20 protein-coding genes are annotated in these 21,420 nt (G+C 61.5%); 17 read left to right on the forward strand and 3 right to left on the reverse strand.

All coding sequences use genetic code 11. The features are described from left to right. Positions 1–225: 225 nt before the first annotated feature. From glf to ACH196_RS24325, 9 genes are all read left to right on the forward strand, one after another. A complete protein-coding gene (gene glf, locus ACH196_RS24285) occupies positions 226–2,454 on the forward strand; it encodes a UDP-galactopyranose mutase (protein ID WP_396649568.1) in 2,229 nt (742 codons plus the stop codon). Continuing rightward, the gene (locus tag ACH196_RS24290; protein WP_396649517.1) at positions 2,451–3,536 is read left to right on the forward strand and encodes a glycosyltransferase; all 1,086 of its coding nucleotides are present in this window, start codon (positions 2,451–2,453) and stop codon (positions 3,534–3,536) included. Before glf ends, ACH196_RS24290 begins: the two co-directional genes overlap by 4 nt. Next, positions 3,533–4,537: a Gfo/Idh/MocA family protein gene (locus tag ACH196_RS24295; protein WP_396649518.1), complete on the forward strand. Its 1,005-nt coding sequence runs from the start codon at positions 3,533–3,535 to the stop codon at positions 4,535–4,537. Before ACH196_RS24290 ends, ACH196_RS24295 begins: the two co-directional genes overlap by 4 nt. Next, positions 4,530–5,624, forward strand: coding sequence for a zinc-binding dehydrogenase (locus ACH196_RS24300; protein WP_396649519.1), 1,095 nt, complete (start codon positions 4,530–4,532; stop codon positions 5,622–5,624). The genes ACH196_RS24295 and ACH196_RS24300 overlap by 8 nt, the downstream gene beginning before the upstream one ends. Next, a complete protein-coding gene (locus ACH196_RS24305; protein WP_396649520.1) occupies positions 5,621–7,885 on the forward strand; it encodes a glycosyltransferase family 4 protein in 2,265 nt (754 codons plus the stop codon). Before ACH196_RS24300 ends, ACH196_RS24305 begins: the two co-directional genes overlap by 4 nt. Further along, positions 7,875–9,110 carry a glycosyltransferase gene (locus ACH196_RS24310; protein ID WP_396649521.1) on the forward strand — a complete coding sequence of 412 codons (1,236 nt, stop codon included), beginning with the start codon at positions 7,875–7,877 and terminating at the stop codon, positions 9,108–9,110. Before ACH196_RS24305 ends, ACH196_RS24310 begins: the two co-directional genes overlap by 11 nt. 151 nt (positions 9,111–9,261) lie before the next feature. Next, the gene (locus tag ACH196_RS24315; RefSeq protein ID WP_396649522.1) at positions 9,262–9,810 is read left to right on the forward strand and encodes a hypothetical protein; all 549 of its coding nucleotides are present in this window, start codon (positions 9,262–9,264) and stop codon (positions 9,808–9,810) included. Between the two features lie 16 nt (positions 9,811–9,826). Next, a complete protein-coding gene (locus ACH196_RS24320; RefSeq protein ID WP_396649523.1) occupies positions 9,827–10,147 on the forward strand; it encodes a SemiSWEET family sugar transporter in 321 nt (106 codons plus the stop codon). A 40-nt stretch (positions 10,148–10,187) separates the two neighbouring features. Further along, positions 10,188–11,054, forward strand: a complete 867-nt coding sequence (locus ACH196_RS24325) for a transglutaminase family protein (protein WP_396649569.1) — start codon at positions 10,188–10,190, stop codon at positions 11,052–11,054. A gap of 40 nt (positions 11,055–11,094) precedes the next feature. Here the strand turns inward: ACH196_RS24325 and ACH196_RS24330 are convergent, their stop codons facing one another. Then, the gene (locus ACH196_RS24330; RefSeq protein ID WP_396649524.1) at positions 11,095–11,961 is read right to left on the reverse strand and encodes an alpha/beta fold hydrolase; all 867 of its coding nucleotides are present in this window, start codon (positions 11,959–11,961) and stop codon (positions 11,095–11,097) included. A gap of 22 nt (positions 11,962–11,983) precedes the next feature. Continuing rightward, the gene (locus tag ACH196_RS24335) at positions 11,984–12,877 is read right to left on the reverse strand and encodes an SDR family oxidoreductase (protein WP_396649525.1); all 894 of its coding nucleotides are present in this window, start codon (positions 12,875–12,877) and stop codon (positions 11,984–11,986) included. Positions 12,878–13,045: 168 nt separating this feature from the next. On the opposite strand from ACH196_RS24335, the gene ACH196_RS24340 reads away from it, so the two are divergent. The 8 genes from ACH196_RS24340 to ACH196_RS24375 all read left to right on the forward strand — a co-directional run bounded on the left by ACH196_RS24340 (position 13,046) and on the right by ACH196_RS24375 (position 19,363). After that, positions 13,046–13,552 (forward strand): ferritin-like domain-containing protein, encoded by a 507-nt coding sequence (locus tag ACH196_RS24340; RefSeq protein ID WP_396649526.1) that lies wholly within the window; start codon positions 13,046–13,048, stop codon positions 13,550–13,552. Between the two features lie 26 nt (positions 13,553–13,578). Next, the gene (locus ACH196_RS24345) at positions 13,579–15,111 is read left to right on the forward strand and encodes an FAD-dependent oxidoreductase (RefSeq protein WP_396649527.1); all 1,533 of its coding nucleotides are present in this window, start codon (positions 13,579–13,581) and stop codon (positions 15,109–15,111) included. A 135-nt stretch (positions 15,112–15,246) separates the two neighbouring features. Then, positions 15,247–15,543 carry a PRC-barrel domain-containing protein gene (locus tag ACH196_RS24350; RefSeq protein ID WP_292772840.1) on the forward strand — a complete coding sequence of 99 codons (297 nt, stop codon included), beginning with the start codon at positions 15,247–15,249 and terminating at the stop codon, positions 15,541–15,543. Between the two features lie 46 nt (positions 15,544–15,589). Continuing rightward, positions 15,590–15,973 (forward strand): GFA family protein, encoded by a 384-nt coding sequence (locus tag ACH196_RS24355; RefSeq protein ID WP_396649528.1) that lies wholly within the window; start codon positions 15,590–15,592, stop codon positions 15,971–15,973. A 147-nt stretch (positions 15,974–16,120) separates the two neighbouring features. Further along, the gene (locus ACH196_RS24360; RefSeq protein ID WP_396649529.1) at positions 16,121–16,744 is read left to right on the forward strand and encodes a cupin domain-containing protein; all 624 of its coding nucleotides are present in this window, start codon (positions 16,121–16,123) and stop codon (positions 16,742–16,744) included. Next, a complete protein-coding gene (locus ACH196_RS24365; protein WP_396649530.1) occupies positions 16,741–17,745 on the forward strand; it encodes an ATP-dependent DNA ligase in 1,005 nt (334 codons plus the stop codon). The genes ACH196_RS24360 and ACH196_RS24365 overlap by 4 nt, the downstream gene beginning before the upstream one ends. Before the next feature lie 56 nt (positions 17,746–17,801). After that, positions 17,802–18,728 carry a DUF72 domain-containing protein gene (locus ACH196_RS24370; protein ID WP_396649531.1) on the forward strand — a complete coding sequence of 309 codons (927 nt, stop codon included), beginning with the start codon at positions 17,802–17,804 and terminating at the stop codon, positions 18,726–18,728. Between the two features lie 167 nt (positions 18,729–18,895). Beyond that, on the forward strand, positions 18,896–19,363 hold the full coding sequence (locus tag ACH196_RS24375; RefSeq protein ID WP_396649532.1) for a hypothetical protein: 468 nt from the start codon (positions 18,896–18,898) through the stop codon (positions 19,361–19,363). A 116-nt stretch (positions 19,364–19,479) separates the two neighbouring features. On the opposite strand, the gene htpG is transcribed toward ACH196_RS24375, so the two are convergent. Next, the gene (htpG, locus tag ACH196_RS24380; RefSeq protein ID WP_396649533.1) at positions 19,480–21,372 is read right to left on the reverse strand and encodes a molecular chaperone HtpG; all 1,893 of its coding nucleotides are present in this window, start codon (positions 21,370–21,372) and stop codon (positions 19,480–19,482) included. Positions 21,373–21,420: the final 48 nt, after the last annotated feature.

Genomic DNA, 21,420 nt, shown 5'->3' on the forward strand with positions numbered 1-21,420 from the left:
CGTGACCCGCTGGGATGTGCCCGCAACCAGCTCCAACATCGGGCACGAGCCCGATGGGTGTTTCCGTTCGCCGCTCGTTTCGGCCTTAGTATCCAAGAGAATGCTGCCTTGAACGTCACAGTCTCGCTCTCATCTTCCGAACTAGAACGCACTTTCGGGGATTACCCCCTGATCTGCTTTTCGCACCTGCGCTGGGATTTCGTTCTTCAGCGGCCGCAGCATCTCATGCAGCGATTTTCGAATCACCGCCGGGTGTTCTTTTGGGAAGAGCACATCCCGACAGACCATCACCTGCCCTATCTCGAATTCCACGCTTTCGACGGTACGGAAGTCGTTGCCGTGCGGCCACGTATCCCACATGCATGGCAGAGTGAACGGCTTCAAGCCGCGCTGTCGCGCCTGCTTGACCAACTACTTGCGCTGACCGGTGCCGAGCGGCCGATCCTGTGGTTCTACACACCGGTCATGTATCCGATTGCACAGCATATCGATGCCGCAGCAGTGGTATACGACTGCATGGACGAACTGTCGGCTTTCCGCTTCGCGCCTCCCGATCTGCGCGCGCGCGAAAAGCTTTTGATGCAGCACGCCGACGTCGTCTTCACCGGAGGCCATAGTATCTATGAAGCAAAGCGGTATCAGCATGGCAACATCCATGCCTTCCCCTCGAGCGTCGACTTTGCGCATTTCGTCGCCGCGCGCTCGAGTGCCGCCGCTTCCGCCAACTCAGCCAAATCACGGGCTGTTCTCGGCTATTACGGCGTTATCGACGAGCGTATCGACCTCGACCTTATCGCAAAGCTGGCCGTGGCGCGGCCAGACTGGTCGATGGTCATGGTTGGGCCGATCGCCAAGATCGACCCACTGTCGCTGCCTCAGGCGAAAAATATCCACTATCCCGGTCGCAAGGATTATGCCGAACTTCCCGCATGCCTGGCCGGTTGGGACGTGGCATTGATGCCCTTTGCGATCAACGAGGCGACGCGTTTCATCAGCCCGACCAAGACGCCGGAATATCTGGCGGCAGGCAGACCCGTGGTTTCAACACCCGTTCCAGACGTCGTACGCCACTATGGCGATGTTGAGGGCGTCCTGATTGCCGGCGACACCGATGCCTTCATTGCAGCCTGCGAGCAGGCACTTGCGTTGTCGAGAAATCGCAATGCCTGGCTTCCGGCGGTCGACAGGCTTCTGGCCCGCACCTCCTGGGACCAGACTTTCCTGAACATGTCAGCGCTGGTCGACGAAGCCATCGCGAAGAAAAGCGAGATGGTTAGCACCCCAGCGAAGCCGGTTATCTTTCGGCCGACCGGCGCAGCACCCTACGATTATCTCGTCGTCGGTGCAGGCTTCGCCGGTTCGGTACTAGCCGAGCGGTTAGCTACGTCCGGCAAGCGGGTCTTCCTCTGCGACCGTCGCCCGCATATCGCGGGCAACACATTCGATATGCGCAATGAAGCCGGCATTCTCATTCACAAGTACGGACCGCACATCTTCCATACCAACAGTGAGGAAATCTTTGCCTATCTCTCCCGATTTACGCGCTGGCGTCCCTACGAACATCGCGTACTTGCCGACGTAGGCAGAAGGCTCATACCGATTCCTATCAACCGCACGACGCTGAATGGACTTTATGGACTCGATCTGAAGGATGAGGCTGCCGCTGCCGACTTCCTTGCAAGCCGGGCCGAGCCGGTAGCAGACATCCGTACATCGCGAGATGTGGTCATCAGCCAAGTGGGCACTGACCTTTACCGAACTTTCTTCGAGGGCTACACGCGCAAGCAATGGGGACTCGATCCCTCGCAGCTTGACAAATCCGTGACGGCTCGCATCCCGACTCGCACATCGACCGACGACCGCTATTTCCTCGACACCTATCAGGCAATGCCGGCAGACGGCTTTACGCGTCTCTTCGAGAATATGCTCTACCACGACAACATTCGCGTCGAGACTGGGGTTGATCACCGAGATCTGGACGGCGAAAAACTTGCGCGCCGCACCATCTTCACAGGGCCGATCGACGCCTTTTTTCTCCATCGGTTAGGGCCGCTGCCCTATCGCAGTCTTGAATTTCGCCACGAAACGCTGGATCAGGAGCAGTTTCAGCCCGTCGCGGTCGTCAACTACCCATCCGAGGACGTGCCGTACACCCGCGTCACCGAATACAAGCACCTCACTGGCCAGAGCCACGCAAAAACCAGCATTTCATACGAATACGCTCGCGCCGACGGTGACCCCTATTACCCGATCCCGCGGCCAGAGAACCAGTCGCTCTACAAGCAATACGAGGCGCTGGCACGCACGCAGGACGATGTCATCTTTGTCGGACGTCTCGGCACCTATAAATATTACAACATGGACCAGGTCGTCGGGCAGGCCCTTGCCACGTTCCGGCGACTGGAGAAGGCCGAGGCCATGGCGGCCGAAAATTGGACTGCGGCAGCAGAATGACCAGCGATCGGCCCCTGATCGCGCTGGCCACGGACAGCGCGGTGCCTTCCGGCGTGGGCGAGCACATGCTTACGCTCGCAAGAGCGCTCTCACCCACGCATGATATCGCGCTCGTCTTCCCTCCCAATGACGACGCGGCTCGCTTCATAAGCCGTGGCAGCGAGGCAGGCTTTGAAACCGTTAGGCTGGACGACGCCTTTGCCGGATGGCTCAAAACGCTGCGTCCAGCAATCCTTCACGTCCATGCCGGCATCGGCTGGGAAGGCCATGATTTGGTGGAAGCAGGTTGGAACGTAGGCATTCCTGTCGTACGCACTGAGCACCTCCCATACCTGCTCACAGATCCAGATCAAAAATCCCGTCATCGCATAGCGGCGAACCTAGCGGACACGCTCGTCGTCGTTTCAGATGCCGCGGCAGAGAGCTACCTGGCCGAGGGTTTCGCCCATACCTTGACCATCCGCAACGGCATCGACACGCCGGTGGCGCGTAGAACACGCAGCCAAACCCGCGCAGCGTTGGCCATCGCCGACGAATCGCAGATTGTAATCACTGTTGCGCGCTTCACTGCGCAAAAAGGTCATGCTTGCCTGTTGCGCGCGGCTGAGGAAGTGACGCGCGAACTGCAGCATGTTGTTTTTCTCTTGGTTGGCGACGGGCCTGATCGGGAGGCCATGAAGATATTGGCCACGTCCTTGGAGTTATCCAACGTTGCGTTCCTCGGCAAACGCACGGACGTGCCGGATCTGCTCGCAGCGGCCGACTTGTTCGTGCTGCCGTCGCTGTTTGAAGGGCTTCCCCTTGCGGTGTTGGAGGCGATGGCGCTTGCCTTGCCGGTCGTCGCAACCCGCATCGGCGGCACCATCGAGGCCTTGGGTAGCGACCATCCCTTTCTGGTATCTGCCGGCGAGCCGTCGCCGCTTGCCGCCGCAATCGTCGCGGCTCTCGCCAGTGGAGCCACAAGCCAGGCCGTTGGTTACACAGAACGCAAACGCTTTGAGGAACGGTTTACCGCAACGCGTATGGGCCAGGAAACGGCATCGCTATACCGCGCGGCGAGCGAAAGGATGTGCGTAGCATGAACGTCGAGCGCGAAGGGTTGAAGATAGGCTTCATCGGCGCCGGAGGTATTGCTGCGCGACATGTCGGCGTGCTGTCTCAGATGAACGATGTCGCGATTGTCGGTGTGGCTGATGCCGACTTCGGCCGGGCGAGGGAACTCGCTGGAAAGCTCGGAGCCAATGCTTACAATTCCCATGCAGATCTCCTCGACAGGGAAAGTCTGGACGCGGTCTATATTTGCGTGCCGCCGTTCGCTCACGGCGACATTGAAGTGGCTGTCATCGACGCCGGCCTGCCGTTTTTCGTCGAAAAGCCCGTCTCACTTGACCTCGCATCTGCTCAAAACATTGCCAGAAAGGTTGAAGACCATGGCATTGTCACTGGTGTCGGCTACCACTGGCGCTATCTCGACACGGTCGAGGAAGCGCGGGGCCTGTTGGCAGGAAATCCCGCCGCGCTGATCAACGGTTACTGGCTTGACCAGACGCCGCCCCCGCAATGGTGGTGGCGGCAGGACCGGTCCGGCGGCCAGATCGTCGAGCAGGCGACCCACGTCATCGATCTTGTCCGTCATCTCGTCGGCGAGGTGACCGAGGTCTATGCGCTGGGTGCCCGTACGGCTGAACGCCACGATTTTCCGGGTCTCGACATTGCGACAGCCACTGCAGTCTCGCTGCGCGTCGCATCAGGCGCGGTCGGCACGCTGTCCGCGACCTGCCTGCTGGGCTGGCCGCATCGCACCGGAATTCATCTTTTTTCCGACCGCATGGCAATCGAATTGTCGGATCACGAGATCATGGTCGATGTCGGGCGCGGTCGCCCCATTCGGCATGCAGAAGGCGACCCGGTTGAGCGCGAGGACCGCGATTTCCTCGACGCCGTGTGCGGGCTGCCGAACCGCATACGCTGCCGCTATGGCGAAGCGTTGAAGACGCACCATGTCGCGCTGGCGATCGCACAATCCGCCGTGTCCGGCCAGCCGGTCCTAATCAAGCCGGTCATGGGGATAGCCAATGCCTGACCATCGCACCATTCGTTCGCTCGGCGTCGAGACACCGGGAAGGCCCTATTTCTTCTCTTATGAGGAAGGACCGCCATCGGACGGGCAGATTCGGCTCGACGCGCTCTACAGCGGCTTTTCCGCCGGCACGGAGCTGACTTTCCTGAAGGACACCAATCCCTATCTGCGGTCGCGCTGGGATGGCGAGCGCGGTGTGTTCGTCGAGGGCGAGCCGAGCGCGCGGTTTCCCGTGCCGTTCCTCGGCTACATGGAGGTCGGGCGCATCACCGAGAGCCGCGCGGATGGCTTCCGCGCCGGCGACGTCGTCGCCGCAAGCTATGGCCACAAATCGGGCCACACCGCCGACCCCTTCCACGAGTTGCTGGTCGCGATGCCGGATGGCATCGACCCGATGCTCGGCATCTTCGTCGCGCAGATGGGGCCGATCGCCGCCAATGGCATCCTGCATGCGGATGCGGAAATCTTCGGGCCGGACGTGCGGCATCTGGGGGAAAGCCTCGATGGGCGTCCGGTCGTCGTTGTCGGCGGAGGGACGGTCGGCCTGCTCACCGCGCTGTTCGCGCAGGATGCCGGCGCAGAGATCATCCTCGCCGAACCGTCCGCCTGGCGGCGCGAGAAGGCCGAAGCGCTTGGTGTGAGGGCGATGACGGAGGATCAAGCATGGCAGCATGCCAAAGCGCGCTGGCATAAGGGAGGGCGGGATCGCGGTGCCGACTTCGTGTTCCAGACGCGCGCGCGATCCGAAAGCCTGCACGACGCGCTGCGGGCGTTGCGACCACAGGGCACGGTCATCGACCTCGCCTTCTACCAGGGTGGCGCGGACCGAACGCGGCTCGGCGAAGAGTTCCACCATAACGGCCTGTCGCTTCGCTGCGCCCAGATCGGCCGGGTGCCGCGCGGGCTCGCGCATCTATGGGACCGACCCCGGCTATCGGCCGAGACGCTCATGCTCCTGGAACGACATGGCGAGGGGATCCGTCGCGAGATGATCACACATGTCGTGCCAATCGATGAGGCGCCCACTTTCCTGACGCGCCTGGTGTCCGACCGTCCTGAATTCCTCCAGATCGTGTTCAGCTTCGAATGACGGGCGGGACCCCCGAGCCAGTCCGCATCCTGTTCGTCTTCGCCTGGCTGGTGGTCGGTGGCGAGGAGACGGAAGTGCGGCTGCTTGCCCGCGCGCTCGATCCTCGGCGCTACCGCATCGATGTCGTGGCGTGCTTCCGCAAGACCGGCATGCCGGACCAGACCCACCGTCAGCTGGAAGCGCTCGGCGTCGATGTCGATTGCACGCCTTATGACCTATCCTTCGAGGACACGGTCGACTATCTGGCCAACAGAATCCCCGCCTACGACATCGTCGTTTCCTGCCAGAACGTCGCCGACATCTACCCCGCCCTCGAAAAGCTTCATTGGCGTCCGCCGCTAGTTGAGCATGGCGGCCTGGTTTCCGAGGCACTGGCCGGCCCCAAGCACTTCACCAGCCGCTATGTCGGCGTCTGCCGCTCGATCCGCGACGCCGCGGCTTCACGAATGCCGGGCCGCGAACGCCACGCGCTCGAAATTCCCTCCATGGTCGACCTGTCTGAATTCGCGCCGTTTGATCGCGTCCGCATGCGAGCAAGCCTCGGCGTGTCCGACGATGCGCTGCTGGTCGGATGGGTCGGCAGACTAGACGCCAAGAAGCGCGTCGAGGATTTTGTCGAGGCCGCCGCGCTCGTCCACGCTCGGCTACCCCTTGTGCGTTTCGTCGTCATCGGCGGACCGGACGCCTTCATGCCCGAGTACGCCGAGAAATTGCGGCAGCTTGCCGTCGCGCGCGGTCTTTCCGGTGCGCTGACATTTCTCGGGGACCGCGACGACGTGCCGGCGCTGCTTGTTGCGATGGACGCCTTCGTCTGGCTCTCCCGCGGCGAAGGTATGCCGCATGTCATCGCGGAGGCAGGGGCGGCGGGTCTGCCAGTGATAGCGACCGCCGACAACGGTTCGATGCAGCAGATCGAGCACGGCGTTTCCGGCCTCTTCATGCCGCATGAATCTCCTGCTGACGCGGCCGCGGCGATCGAGCGGCTGGCCGGCGATCCGATGCTGCGCGCGCGTCTCGGCCGCGCGCTGTGCGACAAGGTGCAGGCCACTTACGCCGCCGAGGTCGTGGTGCCGCAATGGCAGACCCTGTTCGAGGACGTGCTGAGGGAGCGCAAGCCCGCGCCATCCCCGTCGCTGCTTGCCAGCTTCCTCCAGGGCGGTTTCGAATGCTCCACCCACAAGCGTCGCGACGGGCACCGCCTCGACCTGCTTGCGGCGACGGGCCATGACCGCCACGCCGCTGCCGACTATGCGCAGCTTTCCGGACATGGGATCCGCACGGTCCGCGACGGCCTGCGCTGGCATCTGATCGAACGGCAGCCCGGCAATTATGACTGGTCTAGCTTCCTGCCGATGCTGCGAGCCGCGAAGGGACAGCGCAGCCAGGTGGTCTGGGACCTGATGCACTATGGCTGGCCGGACGACCTCGACATCTGGTCGCCAGCTTTCGTGGACCGCTTCGCACGCTTCGCGGCAGCCGCCGCGAAAACCGTTCGTGACGAGACGGGCGAAATCCCGTTCTACTGCGCGATCAATGAGATATCGTTCCACGCTTGGGGCGGCGGCGATGCGGCCTATCTCAATCCCTGGGCACGCGGGCGCGGCTTCGAACTGAAGATCCAGCTCGCGCGCGCGGCCATCGCGGCGATGCACGAAATCCTGGCCATCGATCCACGCGCGCGCTTCGTGCATTGCGAACCAGCGATCAACATCGCAGCCGACCCGTCCCGACCGCTTCAGCGTGGCGAGGCTGAGGGTGCGCGGCTGGCACAGTTCCAGGCCTTCGACCTGATTTCCGGGCGCCTCTGGCCCCAGCTCGGAGGCGAGGCGAAGCTGCTCGATATCGTCGGCCTCAACTACTACCACGACAATCAGTGGCTGTTCGGCGGGCCGCCTGTCGCCGCCGGCCATCCGCAGTCCAAGCCCTTTCGCTACTTTCTCACCGAGGCCTACGCCCGCTACGGTCGTCCGCTGCTCGTCGCCGAAACCGGGACCGAGGGCGATGGCCGTGCCGCCTGGTTCTCCATGATCATCGAAGAGGTCGAGGCCGCGCATGCCGTCGGCGTGCCGGTCGAAGGCATCTGCCTCTATCCGATCATCGACCATGTCGGCTGGGAGGACGATCGCGACTGCCCGAGCGGGCTCTTCTCCAGCCGCCTGTCGAAGGGCCGGCGCGAGGTGCATGCGCCGCTCGCCGCCGCCATCGAACGCTGGCGGCAGGACAACGAGAGCAGTTGTCCCGGAGCGGCCGATGCCGCATGACAGGCACCCGAGGCGCATCGTCGTGATCAGCGATTTCTGCGACGGCTGGATGATGCCGACCCAAGTCCCATCGCTCGAAGAGGCAGCCGCTTCATGGCGTTCGGGCGAGCGCGGCCCCGCGCCGGGAACGGCATACGGTCTGGACATTTCAGAAAAACCCGCCGTGGTCGGAGGCTATCTCGAACGCCTGCCGCTTGCCGCCGTGCGGCAAGGACTGTGCGACACGGCCGAAATATGGTCTTTCTCGGCCCAGCCCACGCTCCCGCCATGGTCAGTCGAGCCGCCGGGGCTGACCAGACACTCCTTCCGGCCCGACGATCCCGGCAGCCGCCCGTTTTCCTCCACGGACATGCTTGGCCATATAGCGGCCTTCGGACCGCCGGACATTCTCTGCGTCTGGGGGCTGGGCGTTGACGCGTCAATTCTGGAAGCCTGTTCCACCAGCGTCAGGATCTACAATTCGATCGACGCGCCGGCGCTGCGCGTGTCCGACGATGTCGGCCGGCATTTCGACATCGTGCTTACCGGCGCCGAATGGCAGTCCGAGGAAGTCGAGCGCCGTCATCCCGGCATGCTGACGGCGATCATGCCCATCGGCCCGGAATTCGCGTCGCCGGAAACCTTCTTCCCGCTTCGCCTCGAAAAGATTTACGACGTCGTCTACGTCGCTGCCGCGCAGGCCTATAAGAAGCATGAGGTGCTATTCGACGCCTTGGCGCAGATGCCCTTCTCGACGCGGGCACTCTGCGTTTGCGGCTATGGTGAACTCGGCGACGCTCTGCGCGCACGCGTCCGCGAACTCGGCATTTCCGTCGACTTCGTGGGGCCGCCGGGTGTGGGGTTTGCTGAAGTCAACCGTCTGATGAACCTTGCCCGTGTCGGCGTCGTCTGCGGCGAGGAAGACGGCGCGCCTGCTATTCTTACGGAGTACATGCTGGCCGGCCTACCCGTGCTCGCCAATTCCCGCCTCACCTGCGGCCTGCAGTTCATCATGCCGCCAACTGGCCGGTCGGCGGGGCAAGATCAGTTTTCGGCTGTTCTGCAGGCGATGCTGGCAAACCTCGACGATTTCCGTCCGCGCGAGACAGTTCTGCGCAACTGGTCCTGGCCACACTCAGCCAAACGTTTCGCGACGGTGGTGGAAGACGCGCAAAAGCACAAGGCCGCCCTTGCAGCAGACCGAACTGGCGTCATGGTTGGCCCAAATTGCCAACGCGAACACTAAGGAACTGCAGTTTCCCAGGATACCAATCATACTGAAGCAAAATTCTCGACAGTGCTACCCCTTGGCGAGATGGCAGTTCCTGTCTGCGGGTAGTCTGTCGTAACAAAACTATGAGGAAGCATTTATGGCGAGTGCACGGGGAGAAGCTGAAGTGACTGCGAGGCTTGCGCGTGAGCACGGCGTTTCCGAGGACGCAGTGAGGGCGGTCTTCAATGCCTTGCGCCGCGGTGGCGGAACCATGGCTCAGTTCAGCCATGCCGACTTCGGCGGGATGTCGCAATGGTCTGCCGGCATGACCATGATCGGCGACATGTTCAACGACAGCCTTAAAGCAAAGCTCAATGCCATTGCCGGTGAGTTGTCGAGATACCTGCGCGACCACCCTGAGGACCGGGGTGATGGTCGCACTGTCAGTTATCATTCTGACTGCACTCGCAACGCCGGTTCATGGTGGCCCCAAGAGCTTGGTGTTCCTTCTTCCGTCGGATCGCAAAATGATATGCGCTATGCAGTGTTTCCCGAGATGCGTCGCCTCGTCATCGACGATCGTGGCCAGATTACGGCCTACGAGACCGGCGACCATCGGATCTCCGGCGTGTCGCAAGCGCAGAGCACGGATTCGACGCTGACCTTCATCGGTCAGCACGGCGTCGTCCGGGTATCGGATCTCAAACGGGCGGATATGCCCGCTCGCTCCTAACGCGGGCTCGGCATTCATGGAAACGGTCACCATCATCGGATACCTCGCAGCCTTCTGTTCGATGACCAGCTTCACCCCGCAGGCGTGGAAAATCATCAAGACACGTGACACTGGCAGCATCTCGGCACCAATGTACGCGCTCACAGTTTCTGGTTTCGCGCTCTGGCTGACATTCGGGTTGATGAAAGACGAGTGGCCCATCATCATCACCAACGCTGTCTGTCTCATCCTTTCCGCGTTCATCCTGCTGATGACCGTGCTACCACGGGGCAAGAAGGCAGCCGTCGCCGACGCTATCGATCCCACCACGAAACGCACTGGTGATCGTGAGCGGTGATGTGGTCGGCAGTGCCGATCTCAATGACTGGGGATCTGTCGTGACCGTACGCTATCGCCTGGGGTGTGATCTCTCTTATGAGGTGAAAGCGCCCACCGTCTTCATCTTCAACCTTGAAGTGGCGAGGCTGCTCAGGCATCACGATCTGGTTGAGCGGCTGACTGTCACACCAGACCTTCCGCGTCGGACTTACACGGTTCCCGACATACAGAATCGCTATGTGAGCGTTTCGGCGCAGCCCGGCCCGTTGAAGATCGTCTACGAGGCCGATGTCACCCTCGATGTTTTTCGCGCCGACCCGGCGACGATCGGTGAAACTCCGCTCGACGCGATCCCGCTCGACATCATGCCTTTTCTTCTGCCGTCGCGGTTCGTCCCCTCGGACAGGCTATCTGCATTTGCTTGTCGCGAGTTTGGCGATTTGCCAAAGGGTCACAGCCGCGTCACCGCGATCTGCAACTGGCTCTACGACAATATCGACTACCGTCGTGGCTCGTCGAACGAACAAACCACTGCCGACGAAAGCCTCCTACTCAGGGCAGGAGTTTGTCGCGACTTCGCACATCTCGGCATCGCATTCTGCCGCGCGCTCAATATTCCGGCGCGCTTCGTGAGCTGCTATGCCTACGGGCTGGAGCCGCGCGACTTCCATGCGGTATTCGAGGCATATCTTGACGGCCGCTGGTGGCTCTTCGATGGAACGCGGCAAGCCAATCTCGACGGGCTGGTCCGGATCGGCGTTGGCCGGGACGCCGCGGAGATTGCCTTCGCCTCACCCTTTGGCGAGATCGAGGCCGGTCCGGTCAAGATCACCATCGACCATGCCGATGGATCTCCCGAATTACCGGGTCGAACGACCGACGCAATCTCGACCGAGGAGCCCGCGCCGAACGCTGGCGCAAATTGAACGAAATTACCTTCGTCAGTGAGAGGGGTTGGGAAGCCGACTATTCTCCGGCCTCGTTTAGAAACCGGCGCAGTTCGGTTGCCAGTTCATCCGGCGCTTCCTCCGCCATGTGGTGACCGCAGTCCAGTCCGCGTCCTTCTAGCCGTGTGGTCCATGGTCGCCAGACGCCGAGAACATCGCCGTACAGCTGTTCGAGATCATCACGCAGCGACCAAAGCGCCAGCGTCGGGCACTGCACTTTCCGCCCGGCGCGCCGATCCGCTTCGTCGTGCTGCCGGTCGATGCCGAGGCCTGCACGATAATCTTCCAGCATTCCATGGATCGTTTCAGGATCGCGGGTGGCGGCGAGGAAGTCGGCGTAGGCCTCCTCTCCCATCTGCTCCGGTGTGCCTGGATACCAAAGCTCGGGATTTGCTAATATGGCGCGTTCCGGCTTCTCGGCTTGCGCAAAAAAGAACCAGTGCCACCAAGCCGAGGCGAAGCCGACGTCGCACCGCTCCAGCGCTTCGATGATCGGCACACCGTCCAGTGCCGCGAGATGGGTAATCGCCTTGGGATGATCCATCGCCGCGCGGAAGGCCGTATAGCTGCCGCGGTCATGTCCCACGATCGCGAAACGCTCGAATCCGAGCTTCTGCATCAAGGCGACACAATCGGCGCCCTTTGCGCGCTTTGACGAGCTCGCGTGATCCGGTGTGTCAGCCGGCTTCGATGACTGTCCAAAGCCGCGCAGATCCGGACAGACGACGGTGTGATCAGCGCCCAGAAGCGGTGCAACGCGGTGCCAGGTCGTATGCGTGCGCGGATGACCGTGGAGGAGGAGAACCGGAGGGCCGGAGCCGCCATGACGGACGCGCAGTACCGCCTCGCCCACATCGATGAATTCCAGCTTGAAGCCTTCGAACATGCCGGTGTGCTCGCGGAACCCCTCAGGCGACTCCTTTGCCGCCGGTCACACCGTAGACCTCCCCATTGATGAAGCTCGCCTCCGCCGAAGCGAGCAGCACAAAAACCGGCGCCAGTTCCACCGGTTGGCCTGGCCGGCCGAAGTCGCTGTCCTGTCCGAACTTTTTGACCTTTTCGTCCGGCTGCCCGCCGCTCGGCTGTAGCGCCGTCCAGACCGGGCCGGGCGCGACGACGTTGGCGCGGATACCCCGCTCGATAAGCTGCTTCGCGAGCGCCTTGGTGTAAGCGACGATGCCGGCCTTCGTCGTAGCATAGTCAAGCAGGATCGGTGAAGGCTGATAGGCCTGGATGGAAGCTGTGGTGATCACCGAACCGCCGGCCGGCATATGAGGGACAGCCGCCTGGGCGATCCAATGGAGCGCGTAGAGATTGGTCTTCATCGTCTTGTCGAAGTCGTCGGTCGACAGATCCTCGATCTTCTCCCGGTACTGCTGTCGGCCGGCATTGATGACCAGGATATCGAGACCGCCCAGGCCGGTGACGGTCTTTTCCACCAGCTCCCGGCACCACGCCTCATCCTTGATGTCGCCCGGCAGTGCGATGGATGTACGCCCTTCCTTCTCGATGACAGCGATGACTTCCTTGGCGTCCGCCTCTTCCTCCGGCAGGTAGGATATCGCGACATCCGCGCCTTCGCGGGCAAAAGCGATCGCCGCCGCGCGCCCTTTTCCCGAATCCCCACCGGTCACCAGCGCCTTGCGCCCCTGCAGCCGGCCGGAACCACGATAGCTCTCCTCGCCATGGTCGGGGACGGGGTCCATTTTTCGGGCAAGGCCCGGCATGGGTTGTGGTTGCTCGGGAAACGGCGGCGCCGGATATTGCTTGCGAGGATCCTGAAGCGGCGGGCAATCGGTCATGACGATATTCCATTAATTTGGGAGATTGGCCGGACATTTGTCCGACACGTCGCAACGACGGACGAAGGCAATCGTTCCTGCGACGCGCCCGCGGTTAGTGGCCGGAACGGGCGCTCGCGCCGCGCGTTCTCAACAAACCCTGTCCAAATCCAAATCCAGGAGCGCGCCGTGGGTCTGTTTACGAAAGACATCAAGACGATGGACGATCTGTTCCTGCACGTACTGCAGGACATCTACTATGCCGAAAAGCAGATCCTGAAGGCGCTGCCCGACATGGTCGAAAAGGCGACGAACCGCGACCTGACGGCTGCCTTCAAGGCGCACCTAGCCGAAACGGAAAAACATGTTCAGCGGCTTGAACAAGCCTTCGAGCTTATCGGCGAAAAGCCAGAGGGAACAACCTGCCCAGCGATCGACGGCATTATCAAGGAAGCGAACGATATCGCCGGCGAGGTGGCCGAGAAAAAGGTGCTCGACGCAGCTCTGATCGCCGCTGCGCAGGCCGTCGAACACTACGAGATCACACGCTACGGAACGTTGATCGCTTGGGCGGAGGAGAGTGGCAACGAGGCTGTCGCCACGCTCTTGACCACGACGCTCAACGAGGAAAAGGCGGCCGACAAGAAGCTGACCGCGATCGCCGACCGGAAAGTCAACGAAAAGGCGTCGAGTTGACTGGCCGCCGTCCAGAGGTCCTCGGCATGAACGCGCGCGGTGAACAGACCCGATCGCTCTGGATGAACGTCGAGGTCTATCCCCGCGCGCCGAAATTCTCGGGAAAGAAGAGCTGCGATACCGTGATCATCGGCTCCGGTATCGCCGGGCTGTCGGTCGCCTACGAACTCGCCAGCATCGGACAGAAAGTGATCGTCATCGACCGCGGGCCGATTGCCGGCGGCATGACTTCGCGAACGACAGCACACCTGGCGCCAATTTGCGATGACGGCCTGAGTACGCTCATCAATCTGCGCGGCGAAGAAACCGCGCGGCTCTTCCAGGAAAGCCAGGAGGCGGCCGTCGCGCGCATCGAGGAGAACGTCGCTCAGCTTGGCATTGACTGCAAGTTCCGCCGTCTGGACGCCTTCCTGTTCCCCGCGATGGGCGTCGAGCCAAAGGAAGCCCGCGATCAGCGCCAGCAGGAATTCGATGCGGCACGCAAGGTCGGGGCGGCTGCCGAACTCGTGACCGGAGTGCCGCTCAAAGGATTCGAGAATGCGCCCGTCCTGCGTTATCCCAACCAGGCCACCTTCCATCCACTGCGATATCTTCGCGGTCTAGCCTCAGCCATCCTTGACAAAGGCGGCCGCATCTTCGCCAACAGCCCCGTGCTCTCCGTCGAGGAATTGCCTGAGGGCGGCGTGCGCGTTTCCACCGAGAGTGGCGGCGTGATCGAAGCAGCGTCGGCGGTCGTGGCGACGAATTCCCAGATCAACGATCGTTTCCAACTCCACACCAAAATGTCGCCTTATCGCACCTATGCGATGGCCTTCACTCTGCCGCGCGGCACCCTGCCCGACGCGCTGTTCTGGGACACCGGCGATCCCTATCACTACGTCCGAATGAACCTTGGGCCGGGATCGGTCGACTATCTGATCGCTGGTGGCGCCGACCACAAATCCGGCGAGGCCGACGACGGCGACATCCGTTTCGAGGCGATTGAAGCCTGGATACGCGCGCTCGTGCCGAGCTTGGGCAAGGAGGTCACGCGCTGGTCCGGGCAGGTCCTGGACACGATCGATTACTGCGCCTTCATCGGTCTCAATGCCGGCAGCCAGTCCGTCTATGTTGTCACCGGTGACTCCGGCCAGGGCATGACGCATGGCGCCCTCGCTGGTCTGATTCTGAAGGATCTGATTACGGGTAAGGACAACCCCTGGGCGGCGGTCTATAAGCCGTCGCGCAAGACGCCCTCGGGCGTGGCCAACTACGTTCGAGAAAATCTGTCCGTGGTCACAAATCTCGCCGGATATTTGATGCCGGGCGAGCTGAAGTCCGTGGGCGAGCTCCGGCTTGGGCAAGGCGCGATCTTTCGCGACGGCCTGCGAAAAATCGCCGCTTGTCGCGATCTCGACGGAAAACTCCATCAGCACTCCGCCACCTGCACGCACTCTGGATGCGAAGTCGCCTGGAATTCTACCGAGCAATGCTGGGACTGCTCATGCCATGGCTCGCATTTTGCTCCCGATGGCACGGTCTTGAACGGGCCGGCAGTCTCTCCTTTGATGGCAGCTTGATCGGCAAAGACACGGAACGGGCCGAGCACCCTCCTTAATGTTGGCAGGCAACCTCGTCGATCTCCGCACCTTCCAGAGTCGGAACGGTTCGCCAGCCTGTGAATTTATCTCCGAACTCAAACGGAGAGCCCTGCCATGGATCACAGCAATCATGTTCGTCTGAGCGAAGCGGAATTGAATCCAGCCAACCTTGAAGGGGCCACGATCTACGGGCCAGACGACGAGAATCTCGGCTCCGTGTCTCACGTTCACGGCGCTGGCGGAACGGCGCAGGTCGTCATCGATGTCGGCGGCTTTCTCGGAATAGGCGCCAAGCCCGTCGCTGTGCCAGCCAGCGAACTCGATTTCATGCGCGACGAGGACGGCGACATTCACGCCGTGACTTCCTGGACAAAAGACCAGTTGAAGGACATGCCGGAGCACAGAGATTGACACCGGGTTTCGTCTTTCACACCTCTCTCGGACCGAGGTGCTTGTGATGTCCGGAGAGGTCAAACGGACCGGTGGGTGTTTATGTGGGGCAGTACGCTACACTCTGAGCGGTGAGCCGCTTCGTTCCGGCATCTGCCATTGCCTGGATTGCCGCAAGGCCAGCGGCAGCCATTTTACCCCTTTCGGGGTGTGGCCAGCTTCAGCGTTTGAATGTTCCGGCGAGATGAAAGTCTTTGCCGAGCGCAGTTTTTGCCCCGCCTGCGGTGCTCGTATCGCGTGGCTTCGCGATGACGAGGCAGAGATCATGCTTGGATCTCTCGACGACGCGCCGACCGCAATCATCCCGGATTACGAGCTTTGGGTCGGCCGGCGTGAGGTCTGGATGCATCCGCTTCCGTGGGCCGAGCAGTTCGAGCATGATCGAAATTGACCCAATAACATGATGTAGCTCCGTAGACCCGGAACTCGCTCAATCATTCCCGTAACTTGACCGAGCGCCGCGGTGCGGCCCTTCATCACGGAACTGCTGTGCAGAGGCCGCGTTTGCATCTGCGATGCGAGGCGTGGGAAAGTACACATGCCTATTCTCGAAAATGGAAAGAAACTCGTCGAGAAGGTGACCGGCTGGCAGAGGCCGTCGCAGAACGATCTGGAACGCCTCCGCCGCCCGCGCAAAGCCCATACATTTTATTTCAAGGACGATGGCATTGTTCCCAATCACCCATACTGGCCGCTGATCGTCTATCGAAGCGCCGCCGCTTTGCCGCCAGAGTTTGATCCTGCCGCCATCTTCGAAGATCTCTTCCAGCGCAATGATTGGACGAGTTCCTGGCGGAACGGGATTTACGACTACGTTCACTACCACTCGCGCATCCATGAGGTGCTCGGCATCGCTAGCGGATCGGCCAAGGTACAATTCGGCGGCAAGCGCGGTCATACACTGACAATAAAGGCTGGGGACGTTGCTGTGCTGCCTGCCGGTACCGGGCATCAGTGTCTTGGCGCAAGCGAGGATTTTCTGGTCGTCGGCGCCTATCCACCGGATGGGAGCTACGACGAATGCACCAGCGGCGAGGATCATACCGGCGCGGCTCAGGACATTCCCAGCGTTGCCAAGCCCCGAAAGGATCCGGTCTATGGCGGTGGGGGACCATTACTCGAACTGTGGACCGGCTCACGCCGTGCGCGGACCATGCGATGAGTGCTGCGGCCAAATTCCTTCTGTCAGTCGACACGGCGCCCATGGAGGCGAAACTCGCGACTACCATCCCCGTTGAAACAGGCGTCTGGCAATATGAGCCGAAGTGGGATGGCTTTCGTTGCCTGGCCTTCAAAGCCGAAGATGCAGTGGACATTCGCGCCAAGTCCGGAAAGCCGCTGGCGCGGTATTTTCCCGAGCTTGTCGAGCGCCTGCTCAGGATGTCGTTGCGGCAGTTCGTCGTCGATGGCGAGATCCTGATGGAGCGTTCCGGCGAATACTCCTTCGATGCTTTGCAAATGCGCTTGCACCCTGCTGAAAGCCGCATCCGCAGGCTGTCAGCGGAAACGCCCGCCAAGCTGATGTTGTTCGACATGCTGGCCGACACCGACGGGAAAACTCTGCTCGACCGGCCGCTCGCCGCGCGACGTTCCGCCCTGGAGGCGTTCGTCAAATCATCGGACGCCGCAGGTATCGAGCTCTCTCCCGCCACGGTGGACGCCAAGCAGGCAAAGAAATGGCTGAAGAGCGCGGGCGGCAGGACAGATGGCATCGTCGCGAAGCGTCTGGACGATCCCTACCTGCCCGGTGAGCGTGCCATGGTAAAGATCAAGCCGATGCGGACCGCCGACTGCGTGGTCGGCGGATTCCGCTATCTTGCTGACAGGCAGCAGGTTGGGTCATTGCTGCTTGGCCTCTATGACCCGGAGGGCAGGCTCGACCATGTCGGCTTCACCTCCACGATCTCCAACGCCGCCCGTCCGGAATTGACGCGCCGTCTGGAAGGACTTCGAGAATCTCCCGGTTTCACCGGCAATGCACCCGGAGGACCGAGCCGCTGGAGCACGGAACGAAGTGCTGCCTGGGAACCGCTTCGACCTGAACTGGTCGTTGAAGTGCGCTTTGACCATGTGACGAACAACCGGTTCCGGCACGGCACGAAACTGTTGCGATGGCGACCGGATAAGACTCCTCGCCAATGCACGTTTGATCAATTGAGGTAGAGGTGCTGGCCCGGAGCCATATGGCCGCTTCCGCCGTTGAGGGTTGGAGGTCTGCCATGAACGAAACTGCCGTCATAAAGCGAAAAATCGGACCCGAGGAACGCCGGGAAAGGCGGAGACTGCGACGAGAGAAGCAGCGCGCGGCTAACATCGGACGGGCTGAAAAGATGCACCTGGCCCGGCTGGCGGCGACGTCTCCGGAAGGCCAGTCTACCGCTTTGGCGGCATCGGCCTTTGTCGGCTGTTCCGGCTGGTTCTATTGGAAATGGCGCGGACCGTTTTACCCAGAAGAGCTTCCAACAAGCGAATGGTTCGGCCACTACGCCGCGCGCTTCGACACCGTTGAAATCAACGCATCGTTCTATTCGTGGCCGACCGTCGCGAATGTGAAAGGTTGGCTGCGCCAAGCTGGATCGCAAACATTCATATACACGGTCAAGGTTTGTGAACTGATTACCCACGTCCAGAAGTTCGAAGACACCCAGGCCCTTGTGAACGACTTTGGACTGATCGCCGACATTCTCGGTGAGCGGATGGGCTGCTTCCTCTTCCAACTGCCGCCCAGCTATCACTTCACCGAGGCCCGGCTAGGCGCCATTCTGAGTCAGCTTGACCATAGTCGACGCAACGTGGTGGAGTTTCGCCATGCCAGTTGGTGGAACGACACCGTTTATGCCGCCTTCCGCGGGACGGGCACGATATTCTGCTCTTGCAGCGGGCCTCGACTTTCGGACGCGCTGGTCCGCACCGCCGATGATGTCTACGTGCGGCTGCACGGTCCGCAGCGCTGGTACCGCCATGACTATTCCGACAGCGAACTGGCTGAGTGGGCCGATAAGATTCGCGCTAGTGGTGCGCGCAGAGCCTGGGTCTATTTCAACAATGACTATGAAGGATTTGCCCCAAGGAATGCGCTGATGATGCGCGGCTTGCTGGAGGAAGCGGGGTTCAACCGCCCAAAATCGCTGGTTCGTTTCCGATGAGCATGCGGACTAGGACAACGTCTCATTTCCTAACTGCGAGCTGGCCGCTGCCGGCGTCAGCCACACTGGGCTCCTCGGTTCGAACCAAGCGCGTCGAGCGCGAGATTCGGACCCGGTTGCCTTTGGCAGCGCGAAAATGCGTTGTGGTCGAGGCCGGGAACGTAGCGATGCAAATGGAGGAGCATGAGCGCGATCAGTTCGAGGCGGCCTCGGCGAAAATCGATCAGGTGCTTGAGCGGGTCGAGGCGCTACCCGTCCTTCCCCGCGAGGCGGAGGACATCCTTTCCATTTCTTCTCGGGAGCGACGGAGATGGCTGAGGGATGGCCGGCTCAAGAGTATCGGGACGCGGACAGTCAAGATGCGAGGCCGGGCCAGGAAGGTTACCTTCCACATTTTCGATCCTCGCGAAGTCGAAGATGCGCTTGATCGCGACCTCCCGACCCTGTGGCGAGAGGAGGACGCGCTAGAGGTCGCCGAGAACAGACGGCGGGGCGCGGGCAAGGCGGCGCGGACGCGTTCAAGCGGGGCCCCGCAAGTCGTTCCTGTGGGGACGAAGAGGGGGCACAATGAAACAGGAAACGGTCTGAACGGATGGGACGCCTTCGATAAGGATGGGTTGTTGCGCGATCCTTAGCGGCCCGTCTTCAATGGCTATTTGTATGGGACAGGGAGGAATAGCGACGCGCAGCGCGCTCTCGTGTTAGCGCGCAGCGATCCATCGCGACTCGCTGCTTAGCCAACCTGCCTCGATCAACTTCTATGCATCCCTCGGGCAACGAGACGAGAAAGTCGTTCCGAGAATGCTTTGGCATCCGCCGGCTTGTCGCCGTCGAGGACACGGGCCTCGTCGTAGAGAAGATGTGCGATGTCCTCCTTGAAGGCCCGTTCATCCTTTCCAAGCTTTGCAAGTTCTGCGATGCGCTCATGCCGTGGATTGATTTCCAGAACAGGTTTCGCAGCCTTGTCGAGACGGCCTGCCGCATTGAGCAGTCGCTCGAATTGCCGATCGGGACCATGCTCCGGCGCGACCAGGCAGACCGCGCTTTCCGTCAGGCGGTCGGAGGGCTTAACGTCGGATACAGAGTCGCCGAGCACTGTCTTGACGAAGGCCAGAAACGTGGCGATTTCCGATGACGTTTCGGTGTCGGACTTTGCCGCCTTGTCGAGAAGCGGGATCTCCGAAAGGTCAGCCGCGCCCTGCGTTACCGATTTGAACGGCTTTCCCTCAAACTCCGGCGCGATCGTCACCCAGAAGCTGTCGACCGGATCCGTCAACAGCAGGACTTCAATGCCGCGTGCCTTGAAACCTTCAAGCTGGGGCGAAGCTTCCAGCCGGGCGCGATCTTCGCCGGTCATGAAAAAGATCGCCTTCTGACCCTCCTTCATCGCCGCCACGTAATCGGCGAGGCTGCGCAGTTCCTCGCCGAAGCCGGTCGACCAGAAGCGCGCCAGCTTGAGTAACTCTTCGCGCCGCTCGTAGTCCTCGTAGAGTCCTTCCTTCAGGACGACCCCAAAATTCTCCCAGATCTTCGCGTAGGCTGCGGCATCGTTTTCGGCCAGCTTGGCGAGGTCGGCGAGGATACGGTTGGTCACGCCCTTCCGGATCGCGGCCAGCAATGGGCTTTCCTGGATCATCTCGCGCGAGACGTTGAGGGGCAGGTCGGCCGAGTCGACCAGCCCGCGGACGAAGCGCAAATAACGCGGCAGGAGGTCGGCATCGTCGGTGATGAAAACGCGCCGCACGTAAAGCTTCATACGCCCCTTGCGGTCCTGATCGAAGAGATCGAACGGACGTGAGCCGGGAACGAAAGCCAGAACGCTGTATTCCTGCCGGCCTTCAGCGCGGAAATGGATCGTCGCGGCCGGTTCGTCATACTGGCCGGCGACGCTGCGGTAGAAATCCGTGTATTCCTCCGGCTTGATCTCGCTCTTCGGTTTTACCCACAAAGCGGTGCCGTCCGCGATGTCACGCGCCTCTGAGCCGGGCTTCTCGATGAGAGATATGGGTACAGGCACGTGACCAGACTGCGACTTCACCAGCCGTTCGAGCTGATAGCTTTCGGTGTAGGAGGCGGCGTCCTCCATGAGATAGAGCACGACGCGGGTGCCGCGCTTGGGTGCTTCACCAAGTGCAACCGAACCGATATCATAGGAACCCTTACCATCGGAGGACCAGCGCCAGGCTTCCCCCCTGCCCGCCTGACGGCTGATTGCATCGACCCTGTCGGCCACCATGAAGGCGGAGTAAAAACCGACGCCGAACTGGCCGATCAGTTGCGTCTCTTCGTTTGCTTTGCCGGCTTCGAGGCGCTCCACGAATGCACGCGTGCCCGATCGGGCAATGGTGCCCAGCGCCTCCGCCATTTCATCGCGACTCATGCCGATGCCGTTGTCCTCAACGACAAGCTGCTTCTTATCGGGATCGGCGGCGATCGTAATGCGCTGCTTCGGGTCGTCGCCCAGCAGTTCGGGACGGCCGATCGCCTCGTAGCGCAGCTTTTCGCAGGCGTCGGCGGCATTGGAGATTAACTCCCGCAGGAAGACGTCCCGGTCGGAATAGACAGAATGCACCATCATGTGGAGCAGCCGCGAGACGTCCGCCTCGAAGGTTCTCGTTTCCGTTTCCGTGGTCTCTGTCGTCATCTCGAAATTCCTGTGCCGCGATCTGCAAGAAGGCCAGCAATCGCAAAA

Source organism: Mesorhizobium sp. IMUNJ 23232, assembly GCF_044326205.1.
Classification (GTDB): Bacteria; Pseudomonadota; Alphaproteobacteria; order Rhizobiales; family Rhizobiaceae; genus Kumtagia.